The sequence below is a fragment of the Paraburkholderia phenoliruptrix genome (assembly GCF_902859825.1).
GTDB lineage: Bacteria > Pseudomonadota > Gammaproteobacteria > Burkholderiales > Burkholderiaceae > Paraburkholderia > Paraburkholderia phenoliruptrix.
In genome coordinates, this window is record NZ_CADIKB010000019.1 from 1 (window position 1) to 14,323 (window position 14,323).

Sequence of the window (14,323 nt, forward strand, 5' to 3'; positions counted from 1 at the left end):
TTGCCTTCCAGGACGGCGAGCCGGTGCAAGACGATCAACCGGGTCAGCAGAAACTCGCCGCTTGACGTCGCCCGCTATCAACTGCCCATACACCAGACTTGACCTTATCTCGTGGAACGGTCGTTCCGTGCCGTCGCCTGGGGGGGCAAGTCATCGGCCTCTACGGACGCTTAGACCCGTGAGTTGGTGAGGCGGCTTGGCTACCCGCGCGGGCGGCTTTTGCGCTCATGCAGCAGCCTCGCGCATCAGTCGTTCGCGCGTCATCCGCAGATTGCTTAGAGCGAACAGCGTATGCAACTCTGCGTGTTCTTCATCAAGCCGCGATAGCGCACTTTAGATGCCACCGTGCGCGGCGATGAACATGGCGACGGCCGACCGGCAATAGGACTCGATTTCGTTGTCGTCAATTGCCCTCGCCTCATCGAAGCGTGCGATAAGCAGCAGATCGCATCCTTTGAAGAGCGCGCCAAACAAGCGGGCGGACCGGTGAGCATCGGGCACGTTCAGAATCGCTTTCGCGTGCAACTGACGCAACACGGCCTCGATTTGGGCGATGACATAGGCGGGCCCGGCTTCGTAATGGAGCTTGCTTAACGACCTTTGATTCGTCTTGTCGGCCAAAACCATGGCTTCGACACTGCGGACGTCCGGGCTCAACAGCGTGCGAAGCAGAGATGATCCGACCGCCATGAGCTGATCTTCGGCCGAACCGTCGATGCCTTCAGAAAGGGCCTGCGGTGCAAATTGATTGCAGCGGGCCACCATGGCCGCGCTGAACAGCGCCTCCTTGTTCTCGAAGTGCCGATAGATGCTGAGCTTGGATATCTTCGCGCGCTGGGCGACCTTATCCATGGTCGTCGCTTGAAAACCCAATTCCACAAAGAGTTCGCAGGCAGCGTCGACGATCGTTTGGCGAAGCGCCTCGTTGGCGGGCCGGCCGCGCCGGCCGTGGCTATTTTCGGTCACGACAATTCCAGTACTTGACAGTATTCAAATTCTTGAATTACGATACCATTAAGTATCGAAAGGTGCAAGCCAAGGGTAGGTTTCCCCCGGGCCGACCGGCGATATCGAGCGGCATTGTCGGGCTGGTCAATACAGCCATGGGCAGCTTCTTACCAATGTCGAAGCCGTGCTCGCTGACTGTCTCAAACGCGTATCGCCGGACGATGTTGCACACCACGCTCAGCCAACCTTCCATCCGCAACACGGAGCCCATCACCATGAATGACGTCATCATCATCGGCGGCAGCTTTGCTGGCCTCGCTGCTGCCCTGCAGCTTGGCCGTGCCCGCCGCAAGGTCACCGTTCTCGATACCGGCCGGCCGCGCAACCGCTTTGCCGGCCACTCGCATGGCCTGCTCGGCCACGATCACAAGCCGCCGCTGGACATCCTGGTCGAGGCGCGGCAGCAGTTGTCGCGCTATCCAACAATCAGCCTCGTCAATGCCCGGGCAGAGAGCGTGTCTGGCGCCATCGACGATTTCTGCGTCGTTACTGAGGATCACGAAAGACTGAGGGCGCGCCGCTTGATCCTGAGCTATGGCGTCGCCGACCAGATGCCTGATGTTCCGGGCTTTGCCGAAAGCTGGGGCACGTCCATCGTGCCCTGCCCCTATTGCGACGGATTTGAAGTCGCCGGCCAGCATTGGGGCCTCGTCTGGTCCAGCCCGCAGTCGTACCAGTCTGCCAGGCTGTTCCGCGATTGGACCGACAAGTTGACTGTCTTCGCCGATGGCCATGACATTGCGCCCGATATCCAGGCCGATCTGGCGCGCCGCAACATATCTCTCATCGATGGCCGGATGGTCGAGATCGCCCACCAGAATGGCCATATCACCACCGTCAATCTCGATACCCGCCGCAATGTCGCGGTCGACGTCCTGTTCGCCCATCCGCGCAACAAGCCGTCCGCAAGCCTGCATGAATCACTGGGCCTCGCCACGGTCGACACCCCCACGGGCATCGTCCTCAAGGTCGACGAGCGCCGCCAAACCAGCATGCCCGGCATCTATGCCGCGGGCGACCTCGCCACGCCCTTCTTGCCCTCGGTCACCCAGGCTTCATCGCAGGGCGCGATGGCGGGTATCTTCGCCCAGCAGTCGATGGTTGTTTGACAGCACACATTGCCTTCTCCCGTTGCGCCCTTGCCTCCGAAAAGGTTGGCGTAGATCGGCGCGGTGATGGACGGATCGTCGAGTCAAGGAGATGACATGGCAGAGCAAAGTGCCGATCAGGTCGGTGACTGGAATGGTCAAAGCGGGGAGCGCTGGGTCGCCAACCGGGCCCGGCTCAACGCTCTGGTGGCGGTGTTCGGCCAGGCCGCGATCGAGGCCGCCGCGCCCGCGACAGGTGAGCGCGTGCTGGACATCGGCTGCGGCGCGGGTGCGTCGAGTCTGGCTCTGGCCGCTCGCGTCGGCGCGGTGGGCCAAGTGCTGGGCGTGGACATATCCGAACCGCTGATCGATCGAGCGCGCGCGCTTGCGCGCCACGATACGCCGGCCCGGTTTCTGGTGGCCGACGCCAGCAGCGCAGAGCTGCCCGAAGGCGCGTTCGACATTCTGTTCTCGCGTTTCGGCGTGATGTTTTTCCCCGATCCGACAGCAGCGTTCGCCCACATGCGACGCGCGCTCCGGCCGGGCGGCCGGGTCGCTTTCGTCTGCTGGCGCGGTGCGGCCGAGAACGATTGGATGCGACTGCCGGTGGGCGCGCTCAAGGACATCGTCCCGCCGAGCGCGCTGCCCGATCCCGAAGCGCCCGGACCGTTCTCGTTTGGCGACCGGGAGCACGTGGAGCGCATCCTCACGGCGGCTGGTTTCACCGAAATCGTTATCTCGCCCTTCGACGCGGCCGTCCCGTTTGGCGAGGGCGAAACGCGGGACGCCGCGATCGACGACGCAGTGAGGATGACGCTTGAGGTCGGCCCGCTGTCGCGTGCGCTCGCTGGTCAGCCCGACGACATCCGCGCCCGTGCCTCCGCCGCAGTTCGTGCCGCCTTCGCGAGCCTCCCTAGCGAGGGGTCGGTGATGATCAACGGCGCGGCGTGGGTCGTCATGGCGCGAAATCCGGCAAGCTGACAGGGATTAGGAGGGGAGACGCCTCCTCTCGGTAGAGCTGGGCGTCGTTGGCCGCTCAGACTGATGTCCCTTCTGGCCGCTGAAGAGCGCTCGCCTTGCGACAATCAGATGGCCGGTTGCGAAGCAGAGCCGACGCCAGAGCGGCCTGCCGGCGGCGCATGTGACCGGCAGTTTGTGGCCGCTTACGGTCCGACGCGTATGCCCGCAGGCGGCCCAGTTCAGTCTTCCGTTCCACGCGTATGAACGTCATGACCGAACTCAACACCAGTCACTCCAGGCGTCGTTCATGCCCGAGCCTGCGCGCGACGCAGCCCTCATTGTGACGGACGCTTTGTCTGCCACGACTGGCCGACGGAGACCGCGGCGTGCGGCATCAGTTCGTTACATCGCGACGCGGTGGCGTGCCGAATTGCCTCGCATATTCCCGGTTGAATTGGGAGGGACTTTCATAGCCCACCTCGTAGGCAACTGTCGACGCGTTCAGGCCCTTGACCAACATCAACCTTCGAGCCTCGGTCAGGCGCAGCCACTTCTGGAACTGCAGCGGACTCATCGATGTGAGGCGCTTGAAGTGGTGGTGGAAGCGGGACACGCTCATGCCCACCCGGGCGGCGAGCTCACCGATGCGCAGGGGCTCACGAAAATGGTTTTTCAGCCAGTCGATGGCCCGAGCGATGCTCTGGTTCTGATCGGCAATGGACGCCATCTGCCACACGTGGTTCTTAACGTCGCTGCGAAGTAGGCGATAAAGGATCTCGCGCTGTAGCAGTGGGGCTAGTTCTGGCAATAACTCGGGCTCGTCCAACAGCCCGATCAGTCGATCCAAAGCAGACAGTAGCCCTGCCGTCGTCCTCCCCAACACGATGCCGGGACCGTTTGCCGCCCGCTCCCGATGATGCTGCAGGCCGGTCTCCACGACTATGTTACTGATCGCACGCGAGTCGAGTCGCAACACCACGCTCAGGAACGGCAAGTCGAGCGAAGCCTGCGCAACCTGCATCGCCACTGGCAGGTCCAACGACGTGAGCAAAAAGCGATGCCTGTCGTAGGCGTAGACCTCGGGGCCCAGCCACGTTTGCTTCACGCCCTGAACCGGCACCGCGATGGCGGGTTCCATCAGGCAGTCGAAGGGCGAATCGGCGTGTGTGTGTCGGTGCAAGGTCAGGCCTGCAATCGCCGGCCTGTACTGCTCGGCGTCGCCAGTCCACCGTGCGATTCGCGCCACCAAGCGGCGTCGATTTGTCTCGAAGTCGTCGTCCATGGGCCCAACTGTAAGAGTAGGCTCTGCCTTCATCAAGAAGATTGGCCTGAGGTCAGGAGGATTAGGCAATTTTCCGGGAGCATCCACCTTCCGCGACCGATCGCGTCGGGCCAAACTGCATTGCGTGCACGACGGGTGTCGTGTCAGGCGTGATCGCCGTTCTGAATACCGCAAAGGAATCCCGATGAAAGCTCATGTGTACCGCCGAAACGGCGAGCCGACCGAAGTGCTCGGCTTCGAAGACATCGCCGCCCCGGCGCAACCTGGTCCCAACGAAGTCACGGTCCGCATCACCAAGCGCATGGTGCATCCGATCGACGACTTGATGGTGCGCGGTTACATCCCCTCGCCGATCCCTGCCGAGGGAACTGTTCCCGGCGGCGACGGTGTCGGTGTCGTTGAACAGGTAGGCGCGGACGTCGATCCCGGCACCGGCATCAAGCCGGGTCAGCGCGTGATGCTCTTCCCGGCGCACGGTACGTGGTCGGAGCGCGTGATCGCACCCGCCATGGCCGTCATTCCGGTCCCGGATGATGTCAGCGATACGACCGCGTGCCAGATCGCCATCAATGGCATCACCGCGATCGTGCTCATGCGTGCGGCACTGGCTGCCTCCGGCGGTGCGCCGTTGCTGGTCACGGCCGCCGGCTCCGGCGTCGGCCGCAACGTGATCGCGCTGGCGCAGATGCGCGGTGCCAAGGCCATCGCGCTGGTGCGCAGCGACACCGGTGCAGCGATCCTGGCGCCCAGCGTTCCCGGCGTGGCCGTCGTCAGCTCGGAGCACGACGGATGGGCTGCCAAGGTGACCGCCGCAGGCGGGCAGGCCCCTGCCGTAGCGATCGATCCGATCGGCGGCGAGATGACCGCCCAGATCCTGAACGTGCTCGCCGATGGTGGCACCTTGCTGACCTATGGTGGCCTCGACCCGCGCCCTTCGGCGATCTCCACGACCCCCCTGACGGTTCGGCAACTGACGTTGAGGGGCCTGAACGCCTATGGCTGGCTTGCGAGCACGCCCGCGCAACGTGCGTCCGACATTGCCGACCTGTTCGAACTGGCGCGCCGGGCGCCGCAGAACTTTGCTGAATACCGCGAGTTCGCTTTCACGCAAGCGACCGAAGCGCTCGCTGCGGTCCACGCGACGCCGCGACGCGGGGCGACGATCTTGACTTCGGAAACTTGAACCATGCAGCAGCTCTTCCCTGACCTCTGGCAGACGCAGACGGAACACCCGTTCCACGGCGTCACCTCGCACGCCTATCTGCTGACGCGGCGGGAAGGCAACATCCTGTTTTACGGCACCGGTGTCTTGGCGGAGCTGCAGCTGATCAAGGATCTGGGCGGGATCGTCCGCCAGTACCTGTCCCACCGGGACGAGGCCGGGCCGGCACTGGCAACGATCAAGCAGATGTTCGGGTCGGCCCTGTGCTGCCACAAGCTGGAGGCCAAGGCCGTCAAGTCGCACTGCCCCATCGACGTGACCTTCGACGCGCGCGAGACGCACCTGGGCAACATCGAGGTCATTCCGACACCGGGGCACACCTCGGGCAGCACCTGCTTCATGTACCGCTCGCCGTACGGCAAGACCTATCTCTTCACCGGTGATTCGCTCTTCCCCAAGGCGCAGTCTTGGGGAACGCTGATCTGGCCCTTCTCGGGAGGGCGAGAATCCAGTCTCAGAGCCAGCCTTGGCCTGCTGCGCGAACTCGATCCCGACGTGGTGATTGCCAGCGCCTGCCAGGGGCCAACGCCCGTCTCGATGACCTCCGCGGATGAATGGCACGCCATCGTGGACCGTGCTATTGAACGGCTATAGTCATACGGCTGCGTTGATCTGATGGTAATTAGCACCGTCGCGAATTTCGTTGACGACAACGATGCGAACTGTCAGCGAATGGGATTGATGCGTGCGGAGGCTGGCAACAGCGGCGCGACGTTCCAACAGTTCGTCGATGCGGTTGACGGCACGATCGGTGATGCGTTCGATGACGTAGTGCAGGTACGTTTCTGGATCGATGCCGTTTAGCCGCGCTGAGCCAATGAGACTGTACATCGCCGCCTCGTCACTTCACAGGCCGGTGCGGGTCGGTCCATTGTGGAACGGGCCAGCATTCTGCCGACGAGTCCAGAGAAAGCGCTGATCGGCCGGATGGGGGCCTATTCGTAATTTCGTGGGCGAGGCATAACATGGGAGTAACTGCTCATGGACATGCCGATGAAGAAGAAACGCACGGTTGCAGCAATATCGGCAAATGCACCGATCTTCGCTCGTCAATGAGCCCCCGCTGTGGCGACAGCCAGCCGCCTGAGAATTCTTCCGTGCAGGTTCAATCGACGAGTTGCGAGCGGCGCCCAAAGCCAGCATTTCGGCTGCAAGTGAACGCACGCTCCGCTCTTGAAGGACTATATAGTGAGTAGACTGTCCGCGCCGGTCGGCACACACGGCTACCGCTGACCGTCGGCGCCGCGCGCCAGGATTGCAGGCATTCAGTTCGCAAAAAAGAAATCGAAGCGGAGACGCGAGATGAGCGAGACAATCGAGGCAGCCTCCATGATCGTCCGACAGTGCAAGCGCTGGACGGTGATTACCAGCGTCTGTCTGCTCGCATCGTGCGGTGGGTCGGTCAATTCGAATACGACCGTGCCCACATCCATCATGCAGATCATGCAAAAGCCGGTTTACAGGAATGCGAGCTGGTCGATGCAAGTGGTCGATCTGGACTCCGGCGGTGTGATCTACGATCTGAACTCAAACACGCAGATGCTCATCGGCTCGGTGCGCAAGCTCTTCTCGACCGGCAACGCGTTCAACGCTCTGGGCGCCGATCATCGCTTCGTCACGCCCGTCTACCGCCAAGGCAGCGTTGCACCGAACGGGACGCTCAACGGCAGTCTCATTCTGGTGGCGAGCGGCGATCTGACGATGGGCGGCCGTGCCAATCCGAACGGTACCACCGCGTTCACCGCCTTCGATCACAACGAAGCGAACGCGCTGGGCAACGCGGTGCTGGCTAGGCCGGACCCCCTTGCGGGCTACAATTCGCTCGCGGCGCAAGTCGCCGCCGCAGGCATCACGACAATCAACGGCGATGTCGTGATCGACGACCGCCTGTTCGAACCATTCAATTTCCGCGACCAGTTCGACGTGCGCCCCATCTTCGTCAACGATGACGTGGTCGACGTGACGCTCGCGCAAAGCGCGGGAGGTGCCGCGGTTCCGTTCGACTGGCGCCCGAAGTCGGCGGCGTTCTCCGTGCAATCCACATTGACAACCGGCAGCGCAACGTCGAAGCTCGCGATCGATCTCAACCCGGAATCGCCGACCTGCATCGGCGCGCCCAATTGCGTGGGCACGGTCAGCGGCAACGTTCCCGCGGGGCTCGTGCCCCCTTTGACGAATGCCTATCCACTGGTGCGCACGTTCCGCGTGACGCAGCCCTCCAATTACGCGCGCACCGTGTTTATTGAAGCCCTCGCGCGTGCGGGCGTGACAGTGACGGCCGCGCCGGTTGAGGCAAATCCCGTGCAACTGTTGCCCGCCAAGGGCGCGTATTCGAGTATCCAGCAAGTGGCGCAACTGACATCGGCGACCTATGCGCAGGACTTGCGATTCGTCAACAAGGTCAGCTACAACATCGGCGCGGACGTGACCTTGATGCAATTCGGTCTCGCTCACAATGGATCGACCACGATGGCGAATTCGCTCGCGGCGGAACAGGGCGAATTGTCCGCCACGTTCAACATCTCGCCGGATCAATATCATTTCATCGACGGCAGCGGCGGTGGCGATACGACGGCCAATGCCCGTGCCGTCATTGCGATGCTGCGCGGAATGAGGACGAAGCCAGCGTTTGCCCCCTATTTCGATACGTTGCCCGTACTCGGCGTGGACGGCTCTCTCGCGAGCATCACCGACTTCGAAGCCGACTCGACGCTCGCGGGTGCGAAAGGACAGGTTCACGCGAAAACAGGAACGTACGTCACCGAGAACCCGGCCACGCCGGGAACGCCGATTCTGAAGGGCCAGGCGCTCGCCGGTTATATCGATGCGAAGAGCGGCCGCCGCATTGCGTTCTTCGTCACGGTCAACAATGTGCCGATCACCGGCATCCCCGACGTCCTCAAGGTGTTCCAGGATGAGGGCACGATAGCGGCGATGCTCTGGAAGATGCTGTGATCGGGACCGTGCGCGAGTTGAGACGACGATTCGCCCTTTCGGCATGCCTCGCCAACACGGTCTATACAATCGTGTTTTCGTCGACGTTGCGCAACGTATTCTCCCTTTCCTCGCTGTTCAGAACTTGTGACGCAGGCCCACGCGCACGCCGAGCTGCTTGTCGGTTGCCGACGGCGCAAATCCGCTGATTGCAGCAACGGAAGACTGCCCGAGCGAATCGCGGCCCGTAGCCCGCTGCAACGCTGCTAGTGCATAGACATCGGTGCGCTTGGAGAGACTGTAGTCTACGGCGAAGTTCAATTGCATGTACTTGGCGCCGCCGTCGCCCTTCACCGAATTGCGCGTCGTATAGTCGAACGCAACACCCGCAAGCAGTGCCGGTGTAACAAAGGTCCGCACGCCCACTTCCGCGCTCGTGAACACCGCGTTGCCGCTATAGCCCAAAGTATTCGGCCCGGAGCTCGACCCGAGGCCTTCGAACCGCGTGTTGGTGACAATCGCGCTCACTGTCGTCTGGCTCAGCACATAGGAAGCGCCGACGCCGATGATCTCGAGCGTATTGGCCGACGCGTAACCAGCGTAAGCGGGCAGCGCCTCCGGCGCCGTTGCAGAGCCGGCCGACCCAATGTTGTTCGCCGTCGCAAGGCCCTTGTTGGGCGTATTGCCGTAGAACGAAACGTTGGGATTGCGCGCATTCAGGTAACCTGCGCCGGCGGAAAACGCGCCGCCGTTGTAACTGACGCCGAGCGACCAGATCTGGTTGCGCGACTGGCTGCCGGCGACTCCGCCGAAACTGTAGAGTGCCCCCGCCTTCAGGCCGCCGAAGCTCGGCGTCGTATATTTGACCGAATTGTTGATGCGGTTCGTGTTCGCGAGATTGTCGATATCGCCGATATGGGATGACATATAGCCGGCCCAGAAAGGCGCGGAAAACTGCTGGATCGACTCCACCACGGGATCGTATTGACGGCCCGCGGTCACCGTGCCGGCGTTCGGCGACGAGAGGCCCACGTATGCCTGGCGGCCGAATTGCGCGCCGCCCTGCGCGAGCGTGCCGCTATTAACCATGAAACCGTTCTCGAGCACGAAGATCGCCTTAAGCTGATTGCCGAGATCTTCGGTGCCACGCAGGCCCCAACGGCTGCCGGATAAGCCGGTGGCGTGTGCGTCGGTCATCGCAACGAGGCTTTTTCCGTTGATCTGACCACCCTGCTTTCCGGCTTGAGCGCTATTCTGATAACTCAGGCCCACATCCACAATGCCATAAAGCGTCACACTGCTTTGCGCATGGGCCGACAAAGCGGTCATGAGAATTGCACCACTGCACACCGTCTTTTTCATTGCGAAGTCTCCATTAGTTTTACTATTAGTTCTACTATTCGTTGTTGCTGCTTCTATCGCGTTGCCGGCTCGAAAGCGGCCGCGCCGCTAGCCGAGTTCCTGCTTGAGCTTGCTTGCGGATGTCATGGCGGTAGTCGCCTCCACCGCTTCACTGCGGCTATCACAGCCGCAATCTGCCGATCTGGTCGCGAATCGGACCGTCACCGCCGCTCCCGCCGCCGCGATCACAATGGCGAGCAGGGTCGCCTGCGAGCTGCCAAAGATCTGTTGCAACGCCCCGCCGATGAAAGGGCCGAGAATCGCGCCGAGCCGTCCGACGGCGAGTTCCATGCCCACCGCGGTCGCGCGCATCCGCGTTTCATATGAAGTCGCCGTGAAATTGTTGAGAACGAACTGACCGCCGATAATGCAGAAGCCCGCCATCGCGCTGCAGACCAGGTTCACCCAATGCGACTGGAGGAACATGAGCGTCAGCACGGCGACCGCGCCCGTTGCCCACCACGCGCAAAGCCAGAATCGCGGACGGCCGGTTCGATCGACGAGGCGTCCGCACACGAGGCCGCCGACAAAGGACATGACCTGCATCAGCGCGCCAAACGCGAAGCTCGCGCCGAAGCTTTCGCCGCGTGCCTGCATCAATGTCGGAATCCAGCCCGAAAGGCCGAAGATGCAAAAGAGGCTCAGAAAACTCGTCAGCCAGATGGCGATGGAAAGCCGGCGATACGGTGCGGCGAGCAGGGCGAGAACAGGTGCCTTTTCGGAGGTGGTGGGCTTTCTGATCGAAAGCGTTCGATAAAGATGAGCCCGCTGCGGCCGCAGCCTGGCGAGAATATCTCTGACCTCGGTCTCACGGCCTCGCAGTAGCGCGAACTTCGGCGACTCCGGCAGGTAGAGGTGCACGAACGGAATCAGCAGAACGGAGAGCGAGCCGATCCAGTATAGCCCCTGCCAGCCCGTGTGCGGCGTGACAAACACGCCGACGAGTCCAGCCGCCGCGCCGCCCGCGGCCCAGCCGAGAGCCACGCCCCATAGCGCGAAGGTGTTCTCGATGCGCCGCGGCGCAAGCTCGTTGATGTAGGTCGTGGAAAGCGGCAATAGCACGCCGAGACCCAGGCCCGTGAGAACGCGCAACGCGCAGAAGCTGGCGAACGAGTCTGCCGCGAGTGCTGTCAGCAGCGAGAAGATCGTTGTGATCCAGAGTCCGCCGATGAGCGTGATACGGCGGCCGAAGCGGTCCGCGATCGCACCATGAATCGCTGCGCCAAAGAGAAAACCGACGAGGCCGCTCGACACGAGCAGCCCTGCCTGCTGCAGCGACAGTTGCCACGGCCCGCGCACATAGTGGATGACGTAAGCGGGATTGAACGTGTCGTAGCCGTCGAATAACGTCATCAACGCGAGCAGAATGCCGAGCTTGATGTGCATGCCGCCGACAGGTGCATCGGCCAGCTCTGCATTCACATCGATAGAATCGTTGCGCATGTGTCTCACTCCATTTTGTATTGTCGAACCCGGCGCATCGCGGCTCGACATTGCCGCGCGCGCCCGTCGTTTTATTGCTCTATTGCTTTATTCCTTCATGCTCTGCTGTGCGTATGAACGACCGTCACGGCTCCAGCTTGAACAGGCGCGCTGCATTGGTTCTGGCGATCTTGATGCGATCGTTTTCGCTAATCGCCGCGTCGTCGAACCATTGCGCCGCATGATCGACGTTTTCAAATGGCCAGTCGGTGGAGAAGAGAATGCGGTCCGAGCCTATTTCGAGCATCGCATCGATCAAGGTCTGCGTCCGGAAATTACCCGACGTGGTAAGCCAGAAGTTCTTGTGAAAGTACTCGGCAATGCGCTTCTTCGCCGGATAGTTCGGCTGGGTCTCGACCCATGCGTTGCGGTTGTCGATGCGCCACATGCTATAGGGCAGCCCTTCTCCCATGTGCCCGAGAATGATCTTCAGTTCCGGGTAATCGTCGAAAAGACCGGAACCCATCAGCCGCAATGCATGCACTGCCGTTTCCTGGCCGAAAGCCCACGTGGGACCAAGCAGCCACGGGTGTCCTTCGTAAATCGGCGCATGCGCGGGCAACGGATTGCGCGGATGCAGATAGAACGGAACGTCGAGCGCCTGCACCACCGACCAGAACTGCCGGTACTGAGGCAAGTCGTAGTAGAGCGCCGTGGCGGACTCCTCGACCTGCGAAAAACCATTGACCAGCGCGCCGACGAAATTCAACTCCTTGACGCAGCGCTCCAGTTCGCGCGCGGCAAGGACCGGAGACTGCATCGGCAACGCGGCAAAACCTTTGAAACGATCCGGCCGCTTCACAATCTGCTCCGCAAGAAAGTCATTGGCGCGGCGCGACAGATCGTAGGCGTCCTTGATATTGGGCACGGCCTGCACGGTCGGCGCATTGAGCGACAGCACCATCAGTTCGACACCATTGCGGTCCATTTCGTCGATGCGACGATCATGAATGTCGAGTAGGCGCCGTTTCAACTCCACCCAATACGACGGCGGCACGAAGCCTGCGGAATCCTGCACCGTCGCGTCAATGGCAAAGTGCTCTTCGAGCGCGATTTTCCGGCTTGCTTTGAAAGCCATGCGATGTCTCCTTCGACTTTAATATTGGCCCTTAGGCTCGAGGCCGAGCGCCATCTGCCCGTACATGGTGCCCACCGTGTCCCAGTTCATGCTGATATGCCGGCCCACCGCATTGACGTCGCGCCATGCGCGCTGAACCGGGTGAGAAAGATCGAGGCCCTGGCCGCCCGTCGACGCATTAAGCGCCTCTGCCGCGCGAATGGCGAGCGACACGGCGAATGCCTGTCCGAGCCGGCTCCTGATGCGCTCCTCGACCGACACCCGTTCGCGCCGGGCAACAGTGGCTTCGCGTTCCCGCAGGTCGCTGAGCAGGATCTTGCGCGCGGCATCCGTATTCGCTGCGGCCTCGGCAACACGCAACTGGATGGTCGGAAATTCAGCCATGCGATTCTGCGCACCGGCCACTGCGCCTCGTGTCACGCGGCGCGCCGTGCGCTCGAGGTAGTCGTCGAACGCGCCCTGTGCGGCCCCAACCGCAACCGATGCAAGGCACGACGGAATCGCGCTCAACATCGGAATGGAAAACCCGGGGTTCCCGCTATAGACGCGCGCACCGGGCGTTTCCCCACTGGTGGTCTCCGAGAAGAACAGCAGGCGATGCTTCGGCACGAAGACGTTATCGAGAACAAGCGTCTTGCTGCCCGTGCCCGCGAGTCCCACTACATGCCAGGTGTCCTCGATCCGATAGTCGGACTCGGGCACGAGCAGGAACGCGGGCGCCGGCTTATCCCTGTCGCCTTCGGGTGGAATCACCGCGGCGCACAGCGACCACTGCGCGCATTCGCAGCCACTCGCAAAACTCCACCGTCCGCTGAGCAGGTAACCGCCTTCGGTTGCCTGTGCCTGACACGCAGGCGCATACGATCCGCAAACAAGCGCATTGGGATTGCTGCTCCACACATCTCGCTGCGCCTCTTCAGCGAACGACGCGACGAGCCACTGGTGCGCCGCGAGAAGCCCCGCCACCCACGCCGTGGAAGCGCAGCTTTTTGCGAGGTCCATGTTCAGATCGACAAGCGCGGAGAAGTCATATTCGAGCCCGCCGAATGCCTTCGGCTTCACGAGATCGAAATAGCCGATGTCGCGCAATGCTTCAATGTTCTGCATCGGCACGCGGCGCTCGGCTTCGACCTTCTGCGCGCGAGATTTAAGCACTGCGCCGAGCGCGGATACGCCGGCACGAATCTGCTCGACCGTGGGCTGCCCAGCCCCATTCACGGCCCGTTCTTCTTTTTCTGCAACAAACATGATGTCCCTCCAGATATTCGATCCCCGCCCGCGTGCGTCCATCCGCCGGGCCGATCTGCGTTGGTGTCACTCAGTAATAAGCCGCGTTTCTATATAGAAGTGGACGGTCGTCTTCGTTTAGCAGCACCTCATCCGCTTGACCGATAAAGATAGTGTGCGTGCCGAACGGAACCGCCGCGACCTTGGTGCAAAACACATTGGCCTGCGCGGTGCCGAGATAGTCGACGCCGCCTTCCGCTATGCGCTTCCAGTCGCCCACATCGAAACGTTGCGCGGCAGGCGTGGCTCCGCTGAATGCGGCGGAAACATCCGCCTGGTCGTACTTGAGAACATTCACGCAGAAGCACCTGGCCGACATCAGGATGTCGTGGAGGAACGTGTTCTGGTTCACGCAGACGATCATGGAGGGCGGTTCCATCGACAACGAACTGACGGCTGTCATGGTCATTCCGTGACGACGTTCGCCATCCGAAGCGGTCACGACTGTCACAGTGGATGCGATGCGTCGCATCGCGGCCCGAAAGGAAGTGGCAATCGGCGCCCGCGCCGGCGGAGCAAGTGGTGGCGATACGGCAGTGGTGTCCATGGCGTCTCCTTGAAATATCGGGCTTCATCACCCT

General features: G+C 62.0%; 12 protein-coding genes and 2 pseudogenes. 5 read left to right on the forward strand and 9 right to left on the reverse strand.

Annotation, left to right across the window (positions count from 1 at the left end; translation table 11 throughout):
* Positions 1-225 precede the first annotated feature (225 nt).
* Both HV711_RS18860 and HV711_RS18865 read right to left on the reverse strand, forming a co-directional pair.
* Positions 226-335 (reverse strand): annotated as a pseudogene (locus tag HV711_RS18860) (IS5/IS1182 family transposase); the annotation flags it as partial.
* Positions 334-966, reverse strand: a complete 633-nt coding sequence (locus tag HV711_RS18865; RefSeq protein WP_035485850.1) for a TetR/AcrR family transcriptional regulator — start codon at positions 964-966, stop codon at positions 334-336. The pseudogene HV711_RS18860 and the gene HV711_RS18865, both read right to left, overlap by 2 nt.
* A gap of 257 nt (positions 967-1,223) precedes the next feature.
* Between HV711_RS18865 and HV711_RS18870 the strand changes: the two genes are divergently transcribed.
* Positions 1,224-2,117 (forward strand): NAD(P)/FAD-dependent oxidoreductase, encoded by an 894-nt coding sequence (locus HV711_RS18870; RefSeq protein WP_035485855.1) that lies wholly within the window; start codon positions 1,224-1,226, stop codon positions 2,115-2,117.
* Positions 2,118-2,213: 96 nt separating this feature from the next.
* Positions 2,214-3,077 carry a class I SAM-dependent methyltransferase gene (locus HV711_RS18875; RefSeq protein WP_035485858.1) on the forward strand — a complete coding sequence of 288 codons (864 nt, stop codon included), beginning with the start codon at positions 2,214-2,216 and terminating at the stop codon, positions 3,075-3,077.
* A 373-nt stretch (positions 3,078-3,450) separates the two neighbouring features.
* Here the strand turns inward: HV711_RS18875 and HV711_RS18880 are convergent, their stop codons facing one another.
* The gene (locus HV711_RS18880; RefSeq protein ID WP_035485861.1) at positions 3,451-4,338 is read right to left on the reverse strand and encodes an AraC family transcriptional regulator; all 888 of its coding nucleotides are present in this window, start codon (positions 4,336-4,338) and stop codon (positions 3,451-3,453) included.
* Between the two features lie 184 nt (positions 4,339-4,522).
* Here HV711_RS18880 and HV711_RS18885 point away from each other — a divergent pair, with 184 nt between their 5' ends.
* Together HV711_RS18885 and HV711_RS18890 are read left to right on the forward strand one after the other, a co-directional pair.
* Complete coding sequence (locus tag HV711_RS18885; protein ID WP_051224833.1) at positions 4,523-5,521, forward strand: zinc-binding dehydrogenase; 999 nt, start codon at positions 4,523-4,525, stop codon at positions 5,519-5,521.
* Between the two features lie 3 nt (positions 5,522-5,524).
* Entirely contained in the window at positions 5,525-6,154 is a 630-nt protein-coding gene (locus tag HV711_RS18890) for an MBL fold metallo-hydrolase (RefSeq protein ID WP_175145193.1), read from the forward strand.
* A 71-nt stretch (positions 6,155-6,225) separates the two neighbouring features.
* On the opposite strand, the pseudogene HV711_RS18895 reads toward HV711_RS18890, so the two are convergent.
* Positions 6,226-6,397, reverse strand: a pseudogene (locus HV711_RS18895) (transposase domain-containing protein); the annotation flags it as partial.
* A gap of 465 nt (positions 6,398-6,862) precedes the next feature.
* On the opposite strand from HV711_RS18895, the gene HV711_RS18900 reads away from it, so the two are divergent.
* Positions 6,863-8,515: a D-alanyl-D-alanine carboxypeptidase/D-alanyl-D-alanine-endopeptidase gene (locus tag HV711_RS18900; RefSeq protein ID WP_035485871.1), complete on the forward strand. Its 1,653-nt coding sequence runs from the start codon at positions 6,863-6,865 to the stop codon at positions 8,513-8,515.
* A 117-nt stretch (positions 8,516-8,632) separates the two neighbouring features.
* Here the strand turns inward: HV711_RS18900 and HV711_RS18905 are convergent, their stop codons facing one another.
* The 5 genes from HV711_RS18905 to HV711_RS18925 all read right to left on the reverse strand — a co-directional run bounded on the left by HV711_RS18905 (position 8,633) and on the right by HV711_RS18925 (position 14,289).
* A complete protein-coding gene (locus HV711_RS18905) occupies positions 8,633-9,856 on the reverse strand; it encodes a porin (RefSeq protein ID WP_035485874.1) in 1,224 nt (407 codons plus the stop codon).
* 87 nt (positions 9,857-9,943) lie between these two features.
* Complete coding sequence (locus tag HV711_RS18910; protein ID WP_035485878.1) at positions 9,944-11,338, reverse strand: MFS transporter; 1,395 nt, start codon at positions 11,336-11,338, stop codon at positions 9,944-9,946.
* Between the two features lie 124 nt (positions 11,339-11,462).
* Entirely contained in the window at positions 11,463-12,455 is a 993-nt protein-coding gene (locus HV711_RS18915; RefSeq protein ID WP_035485881.1) for an amidohydrolase family protein, read from the reverse strand.
* An 18-nt stretch (positions 12,456-12,473) separates the two neighbouring features.
* A complete protein-coding gene (locus HV711_RS18920) occupies positions 12,474-13,703 on the reverse strand; it encodes an acyl-CoA dehydrogenase family protein (RefSeq protein WP_035485882.1) in 1,230 nt (409 codons plus the stop codon).
* 70 nt (positions 13,704-13,773) lie between these two features.
* Complete coding sequence (locus tag HV711_RS18925; protein ID WP_035485886.1) at positions 13,774-14,289, reverse strand: flavin reductase family protein; 516 nt, start codon at positions 14,287-14,289, stop codon at positions 13,774-13,776.
* Positions 14,290-14,323: the final 34 nt, after the last annotated feature.